Genomic DNA, 19,878 nt, shown 5'->3' with positions numbered 1-19,878 from the left:
TTAGTTGAGGTAGTGACAATAGGATAGCTTTTTAATTTTAATATTGCATAACGTAGGCGCAAGATCTAATGGATCGAGCGTCTTTTTTTTGTAATAGATGGAATAATGCTGCGCACTATTATTGAGAGCAATAAGAAAGTATGTTTATTAATAAATTTCATTTGCGTGAATTTATTTCATAATACATTGAATATTTAGCTTAAATGTATTATATTATTCATAATTATGAAATTTTGAGGAGGTGAAGGAATGAATATAGGGATGGAAATCAAGAAATTAAGAACTGAAAAAGGAATTACTTTGAAAGAGTTAAGTGAAAAAAGCGAACTTTCTGTTGGGTTTTTATCTCAATTAGAAAGAGGTCTTACTACTATAGCAGTTGATTCACTTGAAAAACTAGCTGATATTTTGGAAGTACATTTAACACATTTTTTTGATTATCCACATAAAAAGAAAGATGTCGTTTTAAGGAGTTATGAACAAGAAATAATAGACGCCGTAGATGGTGGCTTTATTAAGTATAGTTTAAGTACAAATTTGGAAAATAAACAACTTGTTCCTAGGCTTATCGAAATACTACCTCAAAAGAAAGATGAAGAAATATTATCCTATAAGCATGAGGGAGAAGAGTTCATTTATGTTTTAGAGGGTATATTAACGGTTTACATAAATGGCAAGAGCTATGAAGTGTATCCTGGTGATAGTATTCATATGGACTCAAATATTGCTCACAATTGGGCAAATTATACTAACAAAAAGGTTAAGCTCATCGCTGTTAATACGCCTAATTTCTATAATAGTGGGTTAAATAATATAGCTTCTGATTAGTCAAAACGTTAAATAAAGTTAATAGAAAGTGAAAATAAAAATGGATAAATTTGTATTGCTCCTAATTGGCTCATTTTTTGTAATCGGAGGTATTGATTATATTACCGGTAATCATTTAAAACTGGGTCGGAAATTTGAGGAAGGCATAAAAACCATGGGGGCTTTAGGGCTTGGTATGATAGGAATACTTTCTTTAGCACCTATCTTAGCAAATTTTTTATCCGCTAAGATTATTCCACTATGTCAAGTATTTCATTTAGATCCTTCTATCATTCCTGCAGCTTTTTTAGCTGTAGATATGGGGGGCTATCAAATGGCTGAGGAGCTAGCAATGACAAAGGAAATGGGAGCATTCTCAGGAATTATCATTGCTTCTACTTTAGGAGCCACAATTAGTTTTTCAATTCCTGTCGCTTTAGGAATGCTTTCGAAAGAAGATGAAAAATTTTTTTCTAAAGGTGTTTTGGTTGGAATTATTACAATACCAATAGGATGCCTTGCAGCAGGCTTATGGCAAAAAATGAATTTTAATCTATTAGCATGGAATCTGGTACCTATATTTGTTTTTGCCATTATTTTAGGGGTTGGATTATTAAAAGCTCCGCATGTGTTTATAAAAGTTTTTAATGTATTTGGCAAGCTTATAATGAGTCTAAGTGCTGTAGGATTACTTTTACAAGGTGTAGATGTAATATTTGGTGTTAAGCTCGTTTCAGGATTAGCACCTCTATCTGAATCTATGGTAATAGTAGGAAAAATTGCATTTATTTTAGCTGGTGCATATCCTATGCTAGAACTGATTAGTCTAATTTTTAAAAATAGGTTTAAAAAAATAGGGAAGAAATTTGGTATTAATTCTGCGGCGGTAGCAGGCATTATCGGAAATTTAGCTAGCAATTTATTAATATTTGGCACATACAAGGATATGAATCCTAAAGGAAAAGTAGTATGTACTGCCTTTGGAGTAAGTGGAGCGTTTGTATTTGGTGGCCAATTTGGATATGTGTCAGAAGTAGCCCCAGAAATGTTAGGAGCGTTTATAGTTTCGAAGCTTACTGCAGGCTTATTAAGTATAGTACTAGCCTTATGGCTGTATGATCGAGAAAATAAAAAATTTAGTCTTAAGAATAATGGAGGTATTAGTAATGAATATTAAAAATAGAATCGAAAAGCTAAGAGAGCTAATGCAAGAAAATCAAATGGATGCTTATATAATTCCAAGTTTTGATGCACATCAGAGTGAATATATAGCAGAACATTGGAAATGTAGAGAATGGATATCAGGATTTACAGGGTCTGCAGGTACTGTAGTGATTACGTTAAATGATGCTGGATTATGGACGGATGGCAGATACTATATTCAAGCTGAAAAGCAGCTTGAGAACTCGGGAATTAGATTATTTAGAATGGTAGATCCAGGGGTACCATTTTATTCAGAATGGCTAGCAGATGTTCTGAATGAAGGAAGCGTTGTTGGCTTTGATGGAAATGTTTTTTCAATAGATATGGTTAAAAAGATGGAAGAAGATTTAAAAGCAAAAGGTATCGAATTAAAAATGGATCAAGATTTTATTGGTGATCTGTGGGAAGACAGACCGGAGATTCCTAAAGGTTCAATTTTTACGCATGACGTAAACTATGCAGGGAAATCTCGAGTAGAGAAATTAAATGAAGTAAGAGCAGAAATGAAAAATAAAGGGGCAAATTATTATATTTTAACTTCCCTTGATGATATTGCGTGGCTTTTAAATATAAGAGGTAACGATGTGCCTAACAATCCAGTTGCCATAGCCAATGTAATCGTAGCGGAACATAAATGTTATTTATTTATTAATTCGTGCAAGGTTCCAGCTTTGGTTAAATCGGAACTAGAGGCAGAAGGAATTGAAGTAAGAGAGAATGATGAAATACAAACATTCTTGGAAAATCTTTCACACGAAGATGTCGTGATTTTAGATACAAATAAAACAAGTATCAGATTATTAAATGCCATTAATGAACAAACAAAGAAAATCGAAAGTCCTAACATTACGACGAATTTAAAAGCGATTAAAAATGACGTCGAGATAAAAAATTTAAAATGGTGTGAAATAAAAGATGGTTTAGCTATGGTGAAATTTATAAAGTGGCTAAAACACTTTGTAGATAAAGAAGAAATTACAGAGATTACGGCAGAAGAAAAATTAGAAAATTTCAGAAGTGAACAAGAAGGTTTTGTTGGACCTAGCTTTGATACGATTGCAGGTTATAAAGAACATGCAGCGATGATGCATTATAAAGCTAATCAAGAATCGCAACATACTTTGAACAACGAAGGACTATTTTTAATTGATTCAGGCGGACAGTATTACGATGGAACAACAGATATTACACGAACGATCGTTTTAGGAAAACTTACTGAAGAACAAAAAAGAGATTTTACTTTAGTGTTAAAAGGCTTTATAGCATTAAGCTCAGTAAAATATTTATACGGAGCAACAGGCTCTAACTTAGATGTTTTAGCAAGACAACCAATTTGGCAGTATGGTTTGGATTATAAGTGTGGGACAGGGCATGGGGTAGGATTTTTCCTGAATGTTCATGAAGGGCCACAAAGCATTCGCAGTACTAATCATGTTACATTAGAAAAAGGCATGATTGTTACGAATGAACCGGGAATATATCTTGAAGGTAAATATGGAATTAGAATTGAAAATATGATGTTAGTAGTTGAAGACGAGAAAACAGAATTTGGTCAATTTATGAAGTTTGAAGCAGTTACGTATTGCCCTATTGATTTAGCGGGTATTAATAAAGATATGTTAACAGAGAGTGAAAAGCAATGGTTAAACAATTATCATCAAGAGGTTTACACAAAGCTAGCGCCTTATTTAACTGAAGAAGAGAGTGCATGGTTAAGAGAAGAAACGAAAGAAATAGAATAGACAAACAACATGGGTGCCAGGCACTCGGAATAAGTGCCAGGCACTCAAACAATTTCCATGTTAGCAAAGGCTAAAAATCCACGCAGCGGAAGACGCTACAGACCGCGCGACAGCAAGGGTTGCGGCGTACAGTTGATCGTGGAAAGTAAATAATCAAAGTGCCAGGCACTCAAACAATTTTGAAAAAGCATCATTAAATATAAGTATAGGGTTGCTTGATTCTTCCAAAAGAACAAGCAACCCTATAAAGTAATCTATTACATTTTGAATAACCATGCTAAGTGAAACGAAACAGAACATAGACTGCAACTATAGGATGCATGAGTCCTGTTTAGCTAGCTATTTTCCTATTTTTTGTGACTACGCTCTAGTTACTTATTGAACATATCGAATAGTCCACCGATACCACCTTCACCTGCTGACTGGCCGCCACCGCCTTGTGAAATCGGAGCAGCTGCAAAGACGCGACTTGCTAAACGGCTAAACGGTAATGATTGAACCCAAACAGTACCTGGACCGCGTAATGTTGCGAAGAAAATTCCTTCACCACCAAATAGCGCAGTTTTTACGCCGCCAACCATTTCGATATTGTAATCAACGTCAGAAGTCATCGCTACTAAACAACCTGTATCAACACGCAATACTTCGCCAGGCTGTAAAGTTTTTTGATGAATTGCACCACCTGCATGTACGAAAGCCATACCGTCGCCTTCAAGTTTTTGCATAATGAAGCCTTCACCACCGAAGAACCCTACGCCAATTTTTTTCTGGAATTCAACACCAACTGAAACGCCTTTAGCAGCCGCCAAAAAAGCATCCTTTTGACAAACAATTTTCCCTTTTAGTTGACTTAAATCCATAGGGATAATTTTCCCAGGATATGGCGATGCGAAATAGACATGACGTTTACCTGAACCAGCGTTCGTAAATGTAGTCATGAATAAGCTTTCACCTGTCACAAGACGTTTACCTGCTCCAAGTAATTTCCCCATAAAACCGCTTTGTGAACTACCTCTTGAGCCATCACCAAAAATTGTTTCCATCTGAATAGCATCATCCATCATCATTAAGGCTCCTGCTTCTGCTACTACCGTTTCTTGCGGATCTAGCTCAACTTGCACATATTGCATGTCATCACCAAATATTTTGTAGTCGATTTCATGGTTATTCATAATGTAATTCCTCCAATATCATTTATTGTTATTGTATACGATTATTAGACAGGATAGTTTCAGTACATAATTAATAATTTTAGAAAAAAAGGGAATAAGCTAGAAAATGTCGAATATAAAAAACTAGAATGTGTATTATTTATCTTTGCATCAGTTGTTTCTATATAGTGATGAAAGTATGCACTATCTATTTGAAATTGCTGGACAAAGATAAAGCCTTTGGCAATTGTCACCGATATTTTTCACCAACGTTGCTTCGTGATTAGATTTAAGAATCATGGGGTTACTTTAAAATGAAAATTCGGAATTTTGACACTTTGTAACTGCATATATGTTATGTAGTGCACATAGGAAGCAATAGCGGCAGATATTTTCTGTAGCGAAAGCAAAAGGTACGTGGAACCAAAGCATCATAGATTTATCAGGGGGTGTTTGTAATGGAAATTAAAAACTATATCGGTGGTAAATGGGTTACACATTCGCATTTACAAAGTATAGCAGTGACAAATCCTGCAAACGGAGAGCACTTAGCAACAATACCGCTTTCAACCGCAAATGAAGTGATGGAAGCGGTAGCTGTAGCGAAGGCTGCACAAAAACAATGGGCACTTGTGCCAGCACCAAAGCGTGCAGATTATTTATATGCCATCGGTCAACGGATGAAAGAAAAGAAAGAATATTTGGCGACCGTTTTAACAAAAGAAATGGGTAAAGTGATTGAAGAAGCAAGAGGGGAAGTACAGGAAGGAATTGATATGGCTTATTATATGGCAGGGGAAGGGCGAAGGTTGTTTGGGGAGACAACACCGTCTGAGCTTGCTAATAAATTCGCCATGAGTGTGCGAGCACCAATAGGTGTAGTTGGCCTAATAACACCGTGGAACTTCCCTGTTGCTATCGCTACGTGGAAATCTTTCCCTGCCCTTGTCGCGGGCAATACATTCATTTGGAAGCCATCTAATGAAACACCAATGATGGCGTATGAAATGGGGAAAATTTTTGAGGAAGTGGGCTTACCGGAAGGGGTAGCAAATATTATTTTTGGTACAGGGCCAACTGTAGGGACAGCATTGATTGAGCATCCAGATGTAAAAGTGATTTCGTTTACAGGCTCTACCACAACGGGAAGTAAGGTGGCGGAACTTGGTGGGAAGCATTTAAAGAAAGTGTCACTAGAGATGGGTGGAAAAAATGCTGTAATTGTCATGGACGATGCAGACTTACAGCTTGCTACAGAAGCGATATTATGGAGTGCATTTGGTACAGCAGGTCAACGATGTACAGCATGTAGTCGTGTGATTGTGCATAAAGATGTAAGAGAAGAATTAGAAAACCGTCTATTAGAAGCAATGCAGTTTTTAACAATTGGAGACGGTTTAGATGAAAGTGTGAAAATTGGTCCGGTGATTAATAGAGCGGCATTGGAAAAAATTAATCATTATGTACAGATTGGTAAACAGGAAGGTGCAACCTTATTAACAGGAGGCAAAATTTTAAACGAGGCTCCTTATGATAAAGGGTTTTACTATGAGCCAACATTGTTTACCAATGTCAAGCCTCATATGATTATTGCACAGGAAGAAATTTTTGGACCGGTCGTCTCTCTTATTGAAGTTGCCAACTTAGATGAAGCAATTGAAGTCAATAATGGTGTGAAATTTGGCTTATCAAGCTCTATCTTCTCACAAAATGTTAATACGATTTTCCGCGCTCAACGAGACTTAGATACAGGTATTGTTTATATCAATGCAGGTACGACAGGTGCTGAAATCCATTTGCCTTTCGGGGGAACGAAAGGAACTGGAAATGGACATCGAGATTCTGGTGTAGCAGCATTGGATGTCTACACAGAATGGAAGAGCATATACGTTGACTACAGCGGCAAATTACAAAGAGCACAAATCGATACAAAGTAACAGATCAATGAAAGGGGATGTTCATGATGAAAGTTGTTGTATTAGGTGCAGGATTGATGGGGAAAGAAGTAGCTCGTGATTTAATAAAAAATAACAATGTTGAACGTGTTATTTTAGGAGATATCGACGTAAATACAGCTCAAAAATTTGTAGATACATTAAATACAGATAAAGTTGAAGTAGTAGAGCTGCATGCGGAAAGTGATGACTCATTAACATCTGTTATTGCAAAAGGTAATGTTGTTGTGAATGCACTGTTCTATTCGTTCAATGAACGTGTGGCAAGGGCTGCGATAGAGGCAGGTGTTCATTCCGTAGATTTAGGAGGACATATCGGTGGTGTAACTGACAAGATTTTGGCATTACATGAAGAAGCAAAGGCAAAAGGTGTGACAATCATTCCTGATTTAGGTGTAGCACCAGGTATGGTGAACATATTAGCAGGCTATGGCGCAACAAAACTAGATGAAGTAGAATCTATTAAACTATATGTAGGAGGCATTCCTACAGAGCCGAAGCCACCTTTGCACTATACGCGTGTCTTTTCTCTTGATGGTGTATTTGACCACTATACACAGCCTTCTAAAATGATTCAAAAAGGCAAGCTTGAAGAAGTTCCATCATTATCAGGAATTGAACCTATATATTTCGATGGTTTTGGTGTGCTTGAGGCATTTTATACATCGGGTGGTATTTCCACTCTTTATAAGACATTCCCAAATGTCCACACATTAGAATATAAAACGATTCGTTATAAGGGGCATGCAGAGAAATTTAAATTATTAGCAGACTTAGGATTTTTAGATGCTAGTAATAATGTAGAGCTGGAAAATCAAGAAGTGCCTGTAAGAGCGGTTGTCAGGGAAGCACTGAAGAAAAAACTTGAACTAGGAACGAAGCCTGATGCGGTGCTATTACGTGTAATAGTAGCAGGTGAAAAGGCGCAACAGCAAGTCACATATGAGTACGAAATGGTTGTACGTAAAGATATGACAATTAATGAGACAGCGATGGCTCGTGCTACAGCGAATACAATTTCTGTAGTAGCACAAATGATTGGCGATGGGCTTATTACAGAACGTGGAGTATTTGCTCCAGAAACGATTGTACCAGGTGAGCCGTATATTAAAGAAATGGCAAAACGTGGTGTTGTCATTAAGGAAACATCTCATAAGTCTGCAATGATTGTGAAATGGTAGGTGAAGGCCTTGAATTTCGAATTTACAACAGAGCAGGAAATACTAAGAAAAACTGTACGCCAGTTTGTTGATGATGAAATAATGCCACATATTGCAAAGTGGGATGCAGAGGGGAGCTTTGATGCAAGCATATGGTCAAAGCTTGCTGAGCTCGGATTTATGGGTGTATGCGTACCTGAAAAGTACGGTGGCAGTGGCATGGATTATAATGCACTTGCTATCGTTTGTGAGGAACTTGAACGAGGGGATACAGCTTTTCGAACGGCTGTATCCGTCCATATAGGTTTAAATAGTATGACGTTAATGCAATGGGGCACTGAAGCGCAAAAACAGCAATACCTTGTGCCACAGGCGAAAGGTGAACGTATTGGGGCATTTGGGTTGACTGAGCCTGGTGCAGGTTCTGATGTAGCGGCAATGACTACCACTGCAGTCCGAGATGGTGATTGTTATGTGTTAAATGGGCAAAAAACGTGGATTTCTTTATGTGATATAGCTGATCACTTTATTGTTTTTGCCTATACAGACAAATCGAAAAAACATCATGGTATCAGTGCCTTTATTGTTGAACGCTCAATGGATGGCTTTTCATCCAAGGCGATTAAAGGGAAGTATGGAATTCGTGCAGGCAATACAGGAGAACTTTTTTTCGAGGACTTGCGCATTCCGGTTGAAAATCGTTTAGGTGAAGAGGGAGAAGGCTTCAAAATTGCCATGTCTGCATTGGATAATGGCCGCTTTACAGTAGCAGCGGGTGCAGTTGGTCTTATTCAAGCGTGTATTGAGGCAAGTGTGAAATATTGTCATGAGCGTGAGACATTTGGCAAGCCAATCGGTGAGCATCAACTTGTCGGCCAAATGATTGCCAAAATGGAAGCAGGCTATCAAATGAGTCGTCTACTTGTTTATCGAGTTGGTGAGTTGAAAAATAATGGAATTCGCAACACAAGGGAAACTTCGTTGGCAAAGTGGCAGGCTTGTGATTTTGCCAATAAGGCAGCAGATGACGCGCTGCAAATTCATGGTGCGTACGGCTATTCAGATGACTATCCTGTTGCGCGTTATCTTCGTAACTCTAAAGCGCCAGTAATTTATGAAGGTACACGAGAAATTCATACCATTATGCAAGCCGATTATGTACTTGGTCGACGAAACGATAAGCCGTTAGCCAAAATGTTACCTAAATGGCCATTTGATGAGTAAAAGAGAGGTATTATATTTTTTAATGTTAAGCTAACCAATTAATTAGTTTAGCTGAGATGCTCGACAAAAGGCGTCAAGATTATTTCTTGACAATGCCTTTTGTCATTTTTTTATTTTTAGGTGCCAGGCACTCACACAATTCTCAATTTTCACACAATATTATGTATTAGTAAGAAAAAAATCTACGGTTCGTTATAGAAATCAACGGCAGTAGCCATCTACAGTCTGAGCTGACCTCCGTATAGGAAATATTTTACCAACCTTTATTTAAATGCCACAGTAAGATATTTATAATAAAGTAGAATGTTCTTCCAGAAGGAGCGCATTAAGTGGATTTGAATTTCGGAGAAAGGAATCTTTGTATATGTCTAAAATGGTTAATATGCTTTCTATATTATGGCTCCTTAAAACAAGGAAACAATTGACTGCAAAGGAGCTAGCTGAAGAATTAGAAATCAGTATCCGTACGGTATACCGTTATATTGATGCTCTATGTGCAAGTGGCGTACCAATCATTTCAGATGCAGGGCATAACGGTGGGTACAGTTTACTAAATGAATTTACAAAGGCCCCTTTATTTTTTAACCCGGATGAGCAGAAAGCGCTTGTACACGCTGCAAAATTTGCAATAGATGCCGGGTATCCTTTTAGTGAAACTTTAGATGAAGCCATTTCTAAATTGAAAATGTATACAAACGAGGAACAACTGAATCATATTAATAATCATTTAAGAGGATTTGAAGTTATACATCCGACTGTTGCACCTTCTTTAAAATCTATTCTTCAAGATTTAGAAATGGCTGTTGCAGACAGTTATAGTGTAAATATCGTTTATCATAAAGAAAGAGAGATTGAACCTCAATCTCGTTATATCGACCCTTATGGTATTGTATATTGGAAAAGTAAATGGTACACAGTAGCTTATTGCCATTTGCGGAAAGAAGTGCGGAGTTTTCGAATTGATCGTATTCAATCATTGTCCAAAACAGATCAAAAATTTGATCGACCTTTTGGATTCTCAGCACGTTCTTACTTTTTAAAAGACCTTTTACCTGATTCGAATCAGCTTGATAAACTCGTTTCAGTCCGTATCGAAGGTAATGCACATGTGCTAGATGATTTATGTCAGCATTGGTTATTCAATCATGCTTTAATAGAGCGAAAAAATAATCAGGCTCTATTTAAGGTTGATAAAGAGTCCATTCATCGTTTTGTACCTTACTTTCTTCTTCCCTATGGTAAATCACTTACTATTTTGGAGCCAACTTTATTACAGGAAAAATTGGCAACTATTAGCTTTGAGTTATTCAAGCATTATCAAAATACTTCACTTCACTGACCGTAGTTGTCAGTGAAGTTTTTTTATACTGTAAATGTTCAAAACAAAATTATAGGAGGCATAAAAATGATGAATGATTTAAAATATCAATTTTTTATTGCAGGTACACCTGAGGAAGTTTGGAAAGCACTTATCTCTCCAGAAGGTACAAAACAAATTTATTATGGTTCTGTCATTAACTCTACATTTCAAGTTGGTGACCTTTTGGAATATGTCGGTCCAGGTGTAGATGGAGATAAAACAGTACATGTATACGGCAACGTATTGGAATATGAACCAAATCGGTTACTGCGTTTTACTCACTATCCTGGAAAGTCTTATGTAAAGGAAAATAAAGCATTGGAATCTAGAATTTCTTATCTTTTAGAGCCTGTTGGATCATGCACGAAATTGACGCTTATTCATGACCAATGGAAAGAAGGCGATGCCTCCTATGACAACAGTGACACAGCTTGGTGGATGATTTTAAGTAATACAAAAACTTTAGTAGAAACAGGTAGCACGCTAGATTTTGGTGAAGGTTTATAAGAGGAGAAGGAAGGACAGTCCTTATTAGCAACCATTAATAAATAATCCATTTTGATAATACTTTTATCAAAATGGATTATTTTTAGTTACCGACAAGCTGCTCGAAGTTTTGTTTCAATGTATCGCTTTTATTTTTTTATAAAATTTTTTCTTTAAATGTAACTTTATAACACTTCAGTAGTCTAATTATAAAACAAGTATATGAAGGAGTGGAAAATAATGAGAGGTAAATGGTTAGCCATAATGATTATCGTTGTTTTAGCTGTTTTGCCAGGGGTCTTCACATTTATGGTTTCCCCAGAAGCGCATGCTAAAGCAACAAGTACAATTATATCAACGCAAAGTTGGACAGCATCCTTTACACAAGCTTTAAAATCAAAAAATATAACGGATGAATTTGTCTATGTTACCGATGAAGCGGGGCAAAGAGTGACAGCAACAATTACGTTGGGAGAAGATAAAAAATCACTTATTGTTAGTAAACTTTCTCCTGGTAGTTATCGATTACATGTAAATAAAGAAGCATTCGCTTATAGTACGCTTAAGACGACATCCCATGATATTGCATTTACCGTTATTGAAAAACTAGAGCCTGTAAAATCTGAAAAAGAATTGCAACAATATTTTGAAGCTATTATGGCAAATGGTAATAGGGAGCCCGAAATGGGCATTCTTGAGGATAGTGCCTCAAGCAGTAAAGATAGCGCACCTTCAGCTAATAGTTCTTCTACGACAAATAACCAAGTAGAAGGTGTCGAAGAGGGCGATATAGTAGTTGTGAAAGATGGTTTTATTTACGCTATAAAAGATCAAAGTATAACTGTTGTTGATGCAAATAATCCTAAAAACTTGAAGCTGGCAACGACAATTAAACAAAAGGAATCTCAATATATTGTGAAGTTAGCATTATACGATAATGTATTAATTGCAATCGGAGAAGACTACATTGAAAAATCAGGCACAAGCATGTCGACGGCCGTTTTTTATGATATTACAAATCCGAAAAATCCAAAATTTATTCGTGAAGTTGCTCAAGAGGGCTATTTACAGGATATGCGAATTACAAATGATACGCTGTATTTAATCGGCAATATGCATCCTAATTATTGGATTCTTCAAGAGGAAGGGACCCAAGATTTAAAGCCAAAAATGTATGATAGTGTAGACAGTAAGGAATACAAAAGCTTACCTCTTGATAAGATTTCAATTTTACCAAACACAATGGATGGCACGTATAGTTTAATTACAGCAATTGATTTAAAAAATGGAGCTAAAACTACTGCTAATACAAAAGGTTATTTAGGAGGTAGTAGTGGACTTTATATGTCAGAAGATGCGCTATATTTAACTACACCAATTTATGATGGCAATCAAGCAGTTCCATTCGGAGGTATCATGGACAGAATCTGGATGCCTCTATCAAGTAATACACAAGTATTTAAATGGGATTTAGATGGAACAGCCATGAACTTTGTTGGTACGAGTGAAGTTAAAGGCTCTGTGTTAAACCAATATTCAATGGATGAGTACGAGGGGAATTTCCGCATTGTTACGACTGAAGGCAACATGTGGGATGAGAAAAATATTTCCCGAAACCATTTGTTTATTTTAGATAAAAGCTTAAAGGAGATTGGTGCAGTAAAGGATTTGGCGCCAGGGGAAAAAGTGTATTCAGCACGCTTTATGGGAGAGAAAGCATATGTCGTAACATTTAAACAAGTTGATCCACTATTTGTTATCGATGTAGCAAATCCAAGAAAGCCAACAGTACTAGGTGAATTGAAAATCCCAGGGTTTAGCAACTATTTACATCCATTAGATGATACACACCTAATTGGAATTGGTTATGATACGGAAGAACGTTTTGATGCTTATACGAAGCGTAATTTCACGGTAACGACTAATATGAAAATGTCGCTATTTGATGTTACAGATTTTAAAAACCCAAAAGAGCAATCTACAGTGAAAATTGGTGGAAAAGGCTCTTATTCAGACGTACAATACAATCCAAAAGCATTGTTCCGCAATAAAGAATATCATTACTTCGGCTTCCCAGTCGTGCTTTATGAGGCAGGGAAGGACGATGAAGTTGTATACCAAGGTCAAGGTGCACAAATTTATGAAATTACAGCGGAGAAGGGCATTGCACTAAAAGGAAATATCATTAATAAAAGCACGGGTGAGCCATATGAAAATTGGGAGCAAAACGTCCAACGTGTAGTTTATGTAGAGGATACTTTATACACAATTGCACGCAATGAAGTAAAGAGCTACCAATTAAAAGATTTCAAACCGCTTGATACACTAAACATCAATTAATGGTAGCAAAGGGGGTGACTCCTGCGCCGAACAAACAAAACGTAAGACGTAACAACCCTCGCGTTAGCGGGGGAAGCGTCTAACTGTTCTAAGCGAGAAGAAACCACCAAAACGGACATCAATGGCATAGCAAAAAAGTGTTAGATTGATTTTAGTCAATCTAACACTTTTTCTATTCATTGACGATATGGAAGAATTTCAGATACTGTAACAAATTCATAGCCCTCTCCTTGTAAATAGGCGAGTACAGCATCGAGTCCATCTGCTGTTGATTGATGAATATCATGCATTAAAACGATGGAGTTATTGTGCAAATTACTTTTAATATACGTTAGTAATAATTGTGAATTACGATGTTTCCAGTCCAATGTGTCAATACTCCATAGTACTACAGGAACTGGTATTTTTTCATTTATTTCATCATTGGTCGCTCCATATGGTGGTCTAAAAACGGTTGCGCCCTGATTAATTGCTAATTCAATTTCATTAGCAGTTGATGTATATTCTTTTAATACTTGTTCTAACGGCATTTTTGTCAATACAGGATGGTTCCATGTATGGTTTCCAATTTCATGACCACGTGCAAGAACATCTCTGGCGATATCAGGATAGTGTTTTACACGACTGCCAAGCATAAAGAATGTAGCTTTAGCATCGTATTTGTCGAGCGTATTTAAAATTTGCTCTGTAACTTTCGGATGTGGACCGTCATCAAATGTTAACGCAATACGTTTAACATTTGGATCTCCTGGGGAAACAGGAGGTTTAGTTGGTTCCATTGTCTCCATAGCAATTTGGAATTCAGAGGCTAACAATGGATTGATAAGTGAAAGTGAAAGCTTCACTATAGGTGCACCTGCTGATCCACTTGCAATTTCATATTCGTCAAAGTAAAAATGTATCGAATCATCGACAATGGCAAACCGATTAAAGTTTTCCCACTTTGGCTCCGTCACTTTAAGTAGCTCATCTTCATTTAGTACTTCTTTTAACTGAAGGTTTTGTTGTAAATCTTTGCGAACATAGGCTGCTAAAGTTGATAAGTTATTGTTATCGTTTTGTAATAACGTTTGTATATTAATTTGTTCACCTGTCTCGTTATTATAGAAAAATGTTGTTGTTGAAACGACATGATTAGCTCCGCCTAAATACTGCATTTTCGTCAAGACAAATGAATAGTAGTGCTCGTGATATGGGAAGGTCTCTAAATTTATAGTAAGCTCACCCTTAGCCTCTTTATTCTTATTATTTTTCATAGATGACAGATAGTTGTCTTTAGCATCCGTAATATATTGTAATACGGTCTCGTTAAAAACTTTATTTTCTGTTTGTGGATAGTGAACGGCAAAAGGTGAGCGTTTATCGTTAGAAACGTCAGATACAATACGTATGCCAGGAAACGCAGAGTTTTCTGTGGATAAATTAGATTCACTATTTGTGTCTTTCGAGGCACTTATTTTTTGAAATTTAAATTCGTCCTTAGATAGTATAATAACAAGGATGATGGATATTAATGTAACAATGAGCCCAATTAACAATAAATCAATTATTGGGCGGCGTCTTTTTCTGCGCTCCTCTATCAATGTTGGTTTGCTCCTTTCTATAATTATTCTTCTATAAAATCAGACGTACGAGACATTGGAAAAGTTATAGAAATCTACAAATATTTTATATAATTAAATAGAAATATAATAAAAAATAGAATATGTAACAGTTTTTTATAACCACCACGTGAATAACTTATAAAGACTCGATTTTGCAAACTGTATTTTTCAGTTTTAAGCTCAATTAAATTCGATTAATAAATGGATTTTGAACTGAAGGCATTGTATCATTTAGCGACAGATACAATTATTCCAAAATATAATTGATAATATCGAAGATTTTTGGTTGAGTTTTTATTTGCAGTTCGTTACTATATGCAAGGAACCTTTTGAAGGAGGTAGATAACTGGAATGCTATCACATGAAGTGGATAATGAATTTACTATTGACTGCTTGTTACTTGCAGGGCGAATTATGATTGAAAGTGGTGCAGAAACATATCGTGTTGAAGATACGATGCTACGTATGGCACAATCTCAAAATATGCTAGATGCGCAATGTTATGCTACACCTACAGGTATCATTTTTTCGTTAGGCAAGACACAGCCGACGAGAATCACTTCGATTTCCAGTAGGGTTACTGATTTACAAAAAATATCCATGGTAAATTCAGTATCTCGTAGACTCACATCTCACATAATATCATTAGAAGACGCTTATGACGAGCTAAAGACGATACAAAAAACAAATTATTTTTTGCCAATGTATATACAAGTATTTTCAGCAGCACTTGCGAGTGGCTGTTTTCTAATTATGTTTAAGGGTGGATGGTCTGATTTCCCTGCAGCATTTATAGCAGGAGGGTTAGGGTTTCTTACTCTTATTCTAATGAACCATTTAACAAAAGTGAAGTTTTTCTCGGAGTTCACAGCTTCGTTAATTATTGGTACGATTGCTTTTTTTGCGGTGAAATTTAACTATGGTACAGAAATTGATAAAATTATTATTAGCTCTGTTATGCCACTAGTACCAGGTATTTTAATCACCAACGCGGTAAGGGATTTAATGGCAGGTCATTTTATGTCAGGGATGGCAAAGGGAGCAGAGGCGTTTTTAACAGCTTTTGCTATCGGTTCAGCAATTGCCGTCATCCTATCATTTTAGGGGGCGGGAAAAATGGATATATTCGTACAATTAATTGTGAGCTTTTTTTCAACGGCCGGAATTGCAATTATTTTTAATGTTCCTAGAAAAACCTTGTTCCATTGTGGTTTTGTAGGTGTGATTGGCTGGATGATTTATTATTTATTAACAGAGCACGGTATGGACGTTGTAGACGCTTCGTTTTTCAGCTCATTTATCATAGCGATTGTTGCGCATTTATATGCACGTCGTTTTAAAATGCCGATGATTATCTTTATTGTAGCGGGAATAATTCCCCTCGTACCAGGGGGGATGGCTTACAATGCAATGCGAAATGTAGTGGAGGATGATTATTTACAAGGCTTACAGTATGGACTGAAGGCGTTTTTAATTACAGGTGCAATTGTTATGGGCCTAGTATTTGCAGAAGTATTAATGCAGTTTGTGTTTCGGGCTGTACGTTCCAGCAAGTCAAAGCTGAAAAGGACTTACAGAAAATAAATGCTATGTAACTCTAGATTATGAAAAGTAATAAAAAAGAGCTGCTCCGTAAGTGATTGTATCCTTAGGAACAGCTCTTTATCTTGTTTTTTATTTTACAAGTAGTGCCTCGATTTCTTCTGGTGTAACAGGTTTGCTAATGTGAAATCCTTGAATAGTATCGCAGCCATAAGTAATTAACAGATTAGCTTGCTCAGCCGTTTCAACACCCTCAGCTACCACTTTTAGTTCCATGGATTTGCCTAACTGTATCATACCATGCATAAGCTTTTGTGATTTTTCGGATTTTAATAACGAACTAGTAAATGCTTTATCAATTTTTAATGTATCAATCGGTAAAATTTGCATATAGCGGAATGAACCATAACCTGTACCGAAATCATCTAAGACGAAAGCGATGCCCTCGTTTTCAAGCTTGCGCATTTGTTGTGTAATAAAGGTTGCAGCTTCAGCTTCCAATGCAAATTTCTCTGTAATTTCAATTTGAATAAGGTTTGCAGGACAATTTGTTTTTGCTAACATTTCAAGAATTGACTTGGCCATGTTTTTGTCACGGAATTCGCGGACAGACGAGTTAACCGCCACCTTTAAATTGAAACCAGCCTTCTTCCAAATAAGCGCTTGTTCGCAAGCCCTTTCCAGCATAAACGAACCAATATTGTTTATTAGCCCTGTTTCCTCAGCAATTGGAATGAGCTCATCTGGTGAAACTACGCCAATAACTTCATCTTCCCAACGAACTAGTGCCTCTACAGCTGTAATTTTACCCGAGTAAACGTCAACTTGTGGTTGATAAAGTACTTTTAGGTTTTTCTGATCAAGTGCTTGTAGTAGACGTTTCTCAATTAATGCTTTACGATTTAAAGCTTTATGAGTTGCTTTTGAAAGGGAGACAATTTTGTCGCCACCAGCTTCGCGAACTGTTGTAATCGTTGCGATAGACGCTTTCATTAGCTGTGAGAAGGTAGTTTGATCCTCAGGGAAGCGTGTAATCCCGCCACTAATTGAAATAGGAACTGCAATATTGCTGCTATAAATTGGATGCTGTTGTAAATAGGACAAGAAGCCTTGAATAAACCATTCACTTAAAGGTGTGATGACAACGAAATCATTTTCGTTAATACGTGCCATTGTACTGTCCTGGAAGTACATTTTGATACGATTTGTAAATTCAATAATAAGACTTTGGTTTATTTGTTGATCATGTAATTCTTTTAATGTGTAAAACTTATCGATACTTAAATAGACGAAGGAGAAGTGTTTTTCTTCCTCGATCATTTTGGAAATTACTTTTTCTAGTCGATGAGCATTCATTAAGCCTGTTTCTGTATCTATGTAAGCAATTTTTTCAAGCTGATGTTGTATCGTCTTAGATTTTGTAATATCCTTTTCAATTAAAATAAATTGTTGCTCATTAGCTTCTAGATTAAATGTTGGGATAGCTGTGAGAAGCACCCAATAAGACTGCCCTGTTTTCGTAACTTTTTCAATTTCGCCTTGCCATGTGTGACCATTATTTAAATTGCGCCAAATTGTATTTGTAATTTTTTCACTTACTTCATTTTCAGGGAATAACTGCCAGAATGTTTTGCCGATAACACGCTTTGGTGTCCATTGGCTAATTTTTAAAAACTCTGCATTACATTCTAAAATAAATCCATCACGATCAAGCGTTACGGTCATAAAAGTAGAGTCTAAACCTTGCTTTAAGTCTACATAAGTACTACTGTTTGAAACCGAATTAATCATTAACTCTGGTAACATAAACATAATGAGAATAAGGTGTTCACCCTGTTCAAAGTATGGCTTAGCTAGCATTGCTGTAGTGATTTCTTCATCAGCTTGGGTGCAAACTTGAACCTGATCTATATATGTACTTTCTTCTTTTTGTAAAATCGATTGAAACGTCTCATTTGAAAGATTTCTTAGTAGATTTTCATGTATGGATGGAGTAGTATGTCCTGTAATGTCATTGACTGAAAAACCAAATAATTCTTCAGCGTGTTTTCCTGAAATAGTTGCTTGTCCATTTTGTGTTATAACAATTGCAGGAAAAGGAAGTGAATTTATATAATGCTCATCTATCGTAAATGATTTGTGCTTAAGACTCATGATTATTCGATCTCCTTGGGTAATCTATATATACTAATATTATAGAGAATTATCGGGAATTAGTCATTATGAATATATTTGTAAATATTTGATAATCAGAAAAGATAGGACTTTTCTAATGAGATAAATGAAAAGTTTTGAAGAAAAATAACAATTTTTAGTACGTATATAGGAAGCGGGAATTGGATGGAACGATTAAAAGGTATTCTTTTTATTATCTCTGGAGCGATGCTATGGGGGGCAACTGGACCATTAATGGAATGGTTACTCAATCATACAGCATTGACAGTTTCTTTTATGCTGACAATTCGGTTGTCAGTTGCAGGTATTGTCTTACTTACATATTTGTTGCTAACGGGTAAAAATATTTTTTGTATATGGCAACAAAAGCTTTGGAGTAGGCAGCTCGTCATCTTTGGTATTGTAGGGATGCTCGGTGTGCAATACGCTTTTGTCGGAGCTATAAATGAAAGTAATGCAGTTTTAGCTACGTTACTTCAATTTTTAGCGCCAATATTTGTTGTTGCTTATGTCTCTCTTAGTTTAAAGAAATGGCCACCCAAATATCAAGTGTTAGGTATTATTGGCACGTTAGTAGGATTATTTCTGCTACTAACGAATGCTTCATTTGATTCTTTATTAGTTAGTAATAAAGCCTTATTATGGGGAGTAGCGGTTGGATTAACTTTTGCATTTTACACACTATATCCTGCACGTCTTATGAAGGAATGGAATGTGCTCCTTGTTGTAGGATGGGGAATGTTAATTGGTGGTGTAACATTAGGCATATTAAGTCGTGTATGGCAATCAAATCAGTGGATTGTCTTTGCAGATTTAAAAATTACTGGGTTAATGATGGCGTTAATTTTTACAGGTACTTTAGCATTTATACTATTTTTAAGTAGCATGAAGTATATTACAGCTGTCGAGACGAGTATCTTATCTAGTATTGAACCTTTAACGGCGATGGTGATTTCAGTATTTGTATTTGGCACATCGCTAGGATTGTGGCAATTAGTGGGAGTTTTCGTTATGCTTGTATGTGTAACGTGGCTATCTATTGCAGGTGAAAAAGCATAAAATTATTGTTTGTATAGGTGATTTTAACTACCTTCAGTGTAAATGATAGTTCTTCTCAAATAAGGGGGAG

15 protein-coding genes are annotated in these 19,878 nt (G+C 36.3%); 12 read left to right on the top strand and 3 right to left on the bottom strand.

All coding sequences use genetic code 11. The features are described 5' to 3' along the window. The first annotated feature begins 249 nt into the window (after positions 1–249). Genes NSQ74_RS01350 through NSQ74_RS01340 form a run of 3 tightly spaced genes read left to right on the top strand, consistent with a single transcriptional unit; the run spans position 250 to position 3,752 of the window. Positions 250–828 (top strand): helix-turn-helix domain-containing protein, encoded by a 579-nt coding sequence (locus NSQ74_RS01350; protein WP_340821144.1) that lies wholly within the window; start codon positions 250–252, stop codon positions 826–828. Between the two features lie 40 nt (positions 829–868). Continuing rightward, positions 869–1,984: an ethanolamine utilization protein EutH gene (gene eutH / locus NSQ74_RS01345; RefSeq protein WP_340821143.1), complete on the top strand. Its 1,116-nt coding sequence runs from the start codon at positions 869–871 to the stop codon at positions 1,982–1,984. After that, positions 1,974–3,752 carry an aminopeptidase P family protein gene (locus tag NSQ74_RS01340; protein WP_340821142.1) on the top strand — a complete coding sequence of 593 codons (1,779 nt, stop codon included), beginning with the start codon at positions 1,974–1,976 and terminating at the stop codon, positions 3,750–3,752. Before eutH ends, NSQ74_RS01340 begins: the two co-directional genes overlap by 11 nt. 371 nt (positions 3,753–4,123) lie before the next feature. Here the strand turns inward: NSQ74_RS01340 and NSQ74_RS01335 are convergent, their stop codons facing one another. Then, the gene (locus NSQ74_RS01335) at positions 4,124–4,924 is read right to left on the bottom strand and encodes a TIGR00266 family protein (RefSeq protein WP_340821141.1); all 801 of its coding nucleotides are present in this window, start codon (positions 4,922–4,924) and stop codon (positions 4,124–4,126) included. A 437-nt stretch (positions 4,925–5,361) separates the two neighbouring features. On the opposite strand from NSQ74_RS01335, the gene NSQ74_RS01330 reads away from it, so the two are divergent. The 6 genes from NSQ74_RS01330 (at position 5,362) to NSQ74_RS01305 (ending at position 13,428) form a co-directional block, all read left to right on the top strand. Then, positions 5,362–6,840 (top strand): aldehyde dehydrogenase family protein, encoded by a 1,479-nt coding sequence (locus NSQ74_RS01330; protein WP_340821140.1) that lies wholly within the window; start codon positions 5,362–5,364, stop codon positions 6,838–6,840. 26 nt (positions 6,841–6,866) lie between these two features. Then, positions 6,867–8,039, top strand: a complete 1,173-nt coding sequence (locus tag NSQ74_RS01325; protein WP_340826378.1) for a saccharopine dehydrogenase family protein — start codon at positions 6,867–6,869, stop codon at positions 8,037–8,039. Between the two features lie 9 nt (positions 8,040–8,048). Further along, the gene (locus tag NSQ74_RS01320; protein ID WP_340821139.1) at positions 8,049–9,242 is read left to right on the top strand and encodes an acyl-CoA dehydrogenase family protein; all 1,194 of its coding nucleotides are present in this window, start codon (positions 8,049–8,051) and stop codon (positions 9,240–9,242) included. Positions 9,243–9,606: 364 nt separating this feature from the next. Then, a complete protein-coding gene (locus NSQ74_RS01315) occupies positions 9,607–10,581 on the top strand; it encodes a helix-turn-helix transcriptional regulator (RefSeq protein ID WP_340821138.1) in 975 nt (324 codons plus the stop codon). 69 nt (positions 10,582–10,650) lie between these two features. Then, positions 10,651–11,109: an SRPBCC family protein gene (locus NSQ74_RS01310; RefSeq protein WP_340826376.1), complete on the top strand. Its 459-nt coding sequence runs from the start codon at positions 10,651–10,653 to the stop codon at positions 11,107–11,109. 219 nt (positions 11,110–11,328) lie between these two features. Beyond that, positions 11,329–13,428 carry a beta-propeller domain-containing protein gene (locus NSQ74_RS01305; protein ID WP_340821137.1) on the top strand — a complete coding sequence of 700 codons (2,100 nt, stop codon included), beginning with the start codon at positions 11,329–11,331 and terminating at the stop codon, positions 13,426–13,428. A 176-nt stretch (positions 13,429–13,604) separates the two neighbouring features. Here NSQ74_RS01305 and NSQ74_RS01300 read toward each other — a convergent pair whose 3' ends face one another. Beyond that, positions 13,605–15,011 (bottom strand): polysaccharide deacetylase family protein, encoded by a 1,407-nt coding sequence (locus NSQ74_RS01300; RefSeq protein ID WP_340821136.1) that lies wholly within the window; start codon positions 15,009–15,011, stop codon positions 13,605–13,607. A gap of 372 nt (positions 15,012–15,383) precedes the next feature. Between NSQ74_RS01300 and NSQ74_RS01295 the strand changes: the two genes are divergently transcribed. Continuing rightward, positions 15,384–16,136 carry a threonine/serine exporter family protein gene (locus NSQ74_RS01295; RefSeq protein ID WP_340821135.1) on the top strand — a complete coding sequence of 251 codons (753 nt, stop codon included), beginning with the start codon at positions 15,384–15,386 and terminating at the stop codon, positions 16,134–16,136. Positions 16,137–16,148: 12 nt separating this feature from the next. Beyond that, entirely contained in the window at positions 16,149–16,616 is a 468-nt protein-coding gene (locus NSQ74_RS01290; protein ID WP_340821134.1) for a threonine/serine exporter family protein, read from the top strand. A gap of 90 nt (positions 16,617–16,706) precedes the next feature. On the opposite strand, the gene NSQ74_RS01285 is transcribed toward NSQ74_RS01290, so the two are convergent. Beyond that, positions 16,707–18,728 (bottom strand): EAL domain-containing protein, encoded by a 2,022-nt coding sequence (locus NSQ74_RS01285; RefSeq protein ID WP_340821133.1) that lies wholly within the window; start codon positions 18,726–18,728, stop codon positions 16,707–16,709. Positions 18,729–18,914: 186 nt separating this feature from the next. On the opposite strand from NSQ74_RS01285, the gene NSQ74_RS01280 reads away from it, so the two are divergent. Beyond that, positions 18,915–19,808 (top strand): DMT family transporter, encoded by an 894-nt coding sequence (locus NSQ74_RS01280; protein WP_340821132.1) that lies wholly within the window; start codon positions 18,915–18,917, stop codon positions 19,806–19,808. The last annotated feature ends 70 nt before the right edge of the window (positions 19,809–19,878 follow it).

It is taken from the genome of Lysinibacillus sp. FSL W8-0992, assembly GCF_038008685.1.
Classification (GTDB): domain Bacteria; phylum Bacillota; class Bacilli; order Bacillales_A; family Planococcaceae; genus Lysinibacillus.
Note: the sequence above shows the minus strand (reverse complement) of the source record. Positions and strands in the feature narration are given on the sequence as shown.

Excerpts from the sequence above, each read along its gene's own strand:
- NSQ74_RS01310 (WP_340826376.1), top strand. The coding sequence starts at position 10,651 with ATGAATGATTTAAAATATCAATTTTTTATTGCAGGTACACCTGAGGAA.
- NSQ74_RS01280 (WP_340821132.1), top strand. The coding sequence starts at position 18,915 with ATGGAACGATTAAAAGGTATTCTTTTTATTATCTCTGGAGCGATGCTA.
- NSQ74_RS01325 (WP_340826378.1), top strand. The coding sequence starts at position 6,867 with ATGAAAGTTGTTGTATTAGGTGCAGGATTGATGGGGAAAGAAGTAGCT.
- NSQ74_RS01350 (WP_340821144.1), top strand. The coding sequence starts at position 250 with ATGAATATAGGGATGGAAATCAAGAAATTAAGAACTGAAAAAGGAATT.
- NSQ74_RS01285 (WP_340821133.1), bottom strand. The coding sequence starts at position 18,728 with ATGAGTCTTAAGCACAAATCATTTACGATAGATGAGCATTATATAAAT.
- NSQ74_RS01315 (WP_340821138.1), top strand. The coding sequence starts at position 9,607 with ATGTCTAAAATGGTTAATATGCTTTCTATATTATGGCTCCTTAAAACA.
- NSQ74_RS01335 (WP_340821141.1), bottom strand. The coding sequence starts at position 4,924 with ATGAATAACCATGAAATCGACTACAAAATATTTGGTGATGACATGCAA.
- NSQ74_RS01340 (WP_340821142.1), top strand. The coding sequence starts at position 1,974 with ATGAATATTAAAAATAGAATCGAAAAGCTAAGAGAGCTAATGCAAGAA.
- NSQ74_RS01290 (WP_340821134.1), top strand. The coding sequence starts at position 16,149 with ATGGATATATTCGTACAATTAATTGTGAGCTTTTTTTCAACGGCCGGA.
- NSQ74_RS01330 (WP_340821140.1), top strand. The coding sequence starts at position 5,362 with ATGGAAATTAAAAACTATATCGGTGGTAAATGGGTTACACATTCGCAT.
- NSQ74_RS01295 (WP_340821135.1), top strand. The coding sequence starts at position 15,384 with ATGCTATCACATGAAGTGGATAATGAATTTACTATTGACTGCTTGTTA.
- eutH (WP_340821143.1), top strand. The coding sequence starts at position 869 with ATGGATAAATTTGTATTGCTCCTAATTGGCTCATTTTTTGTAATCGGA.
- NSQ74_RS01305 (WP_340821137.1), top strand. The coding sequence starts at position 11,329 with ATGAGAGGTAAATGGTTAGCCATAATGATTATCGTTGTTTTAGCTGTT.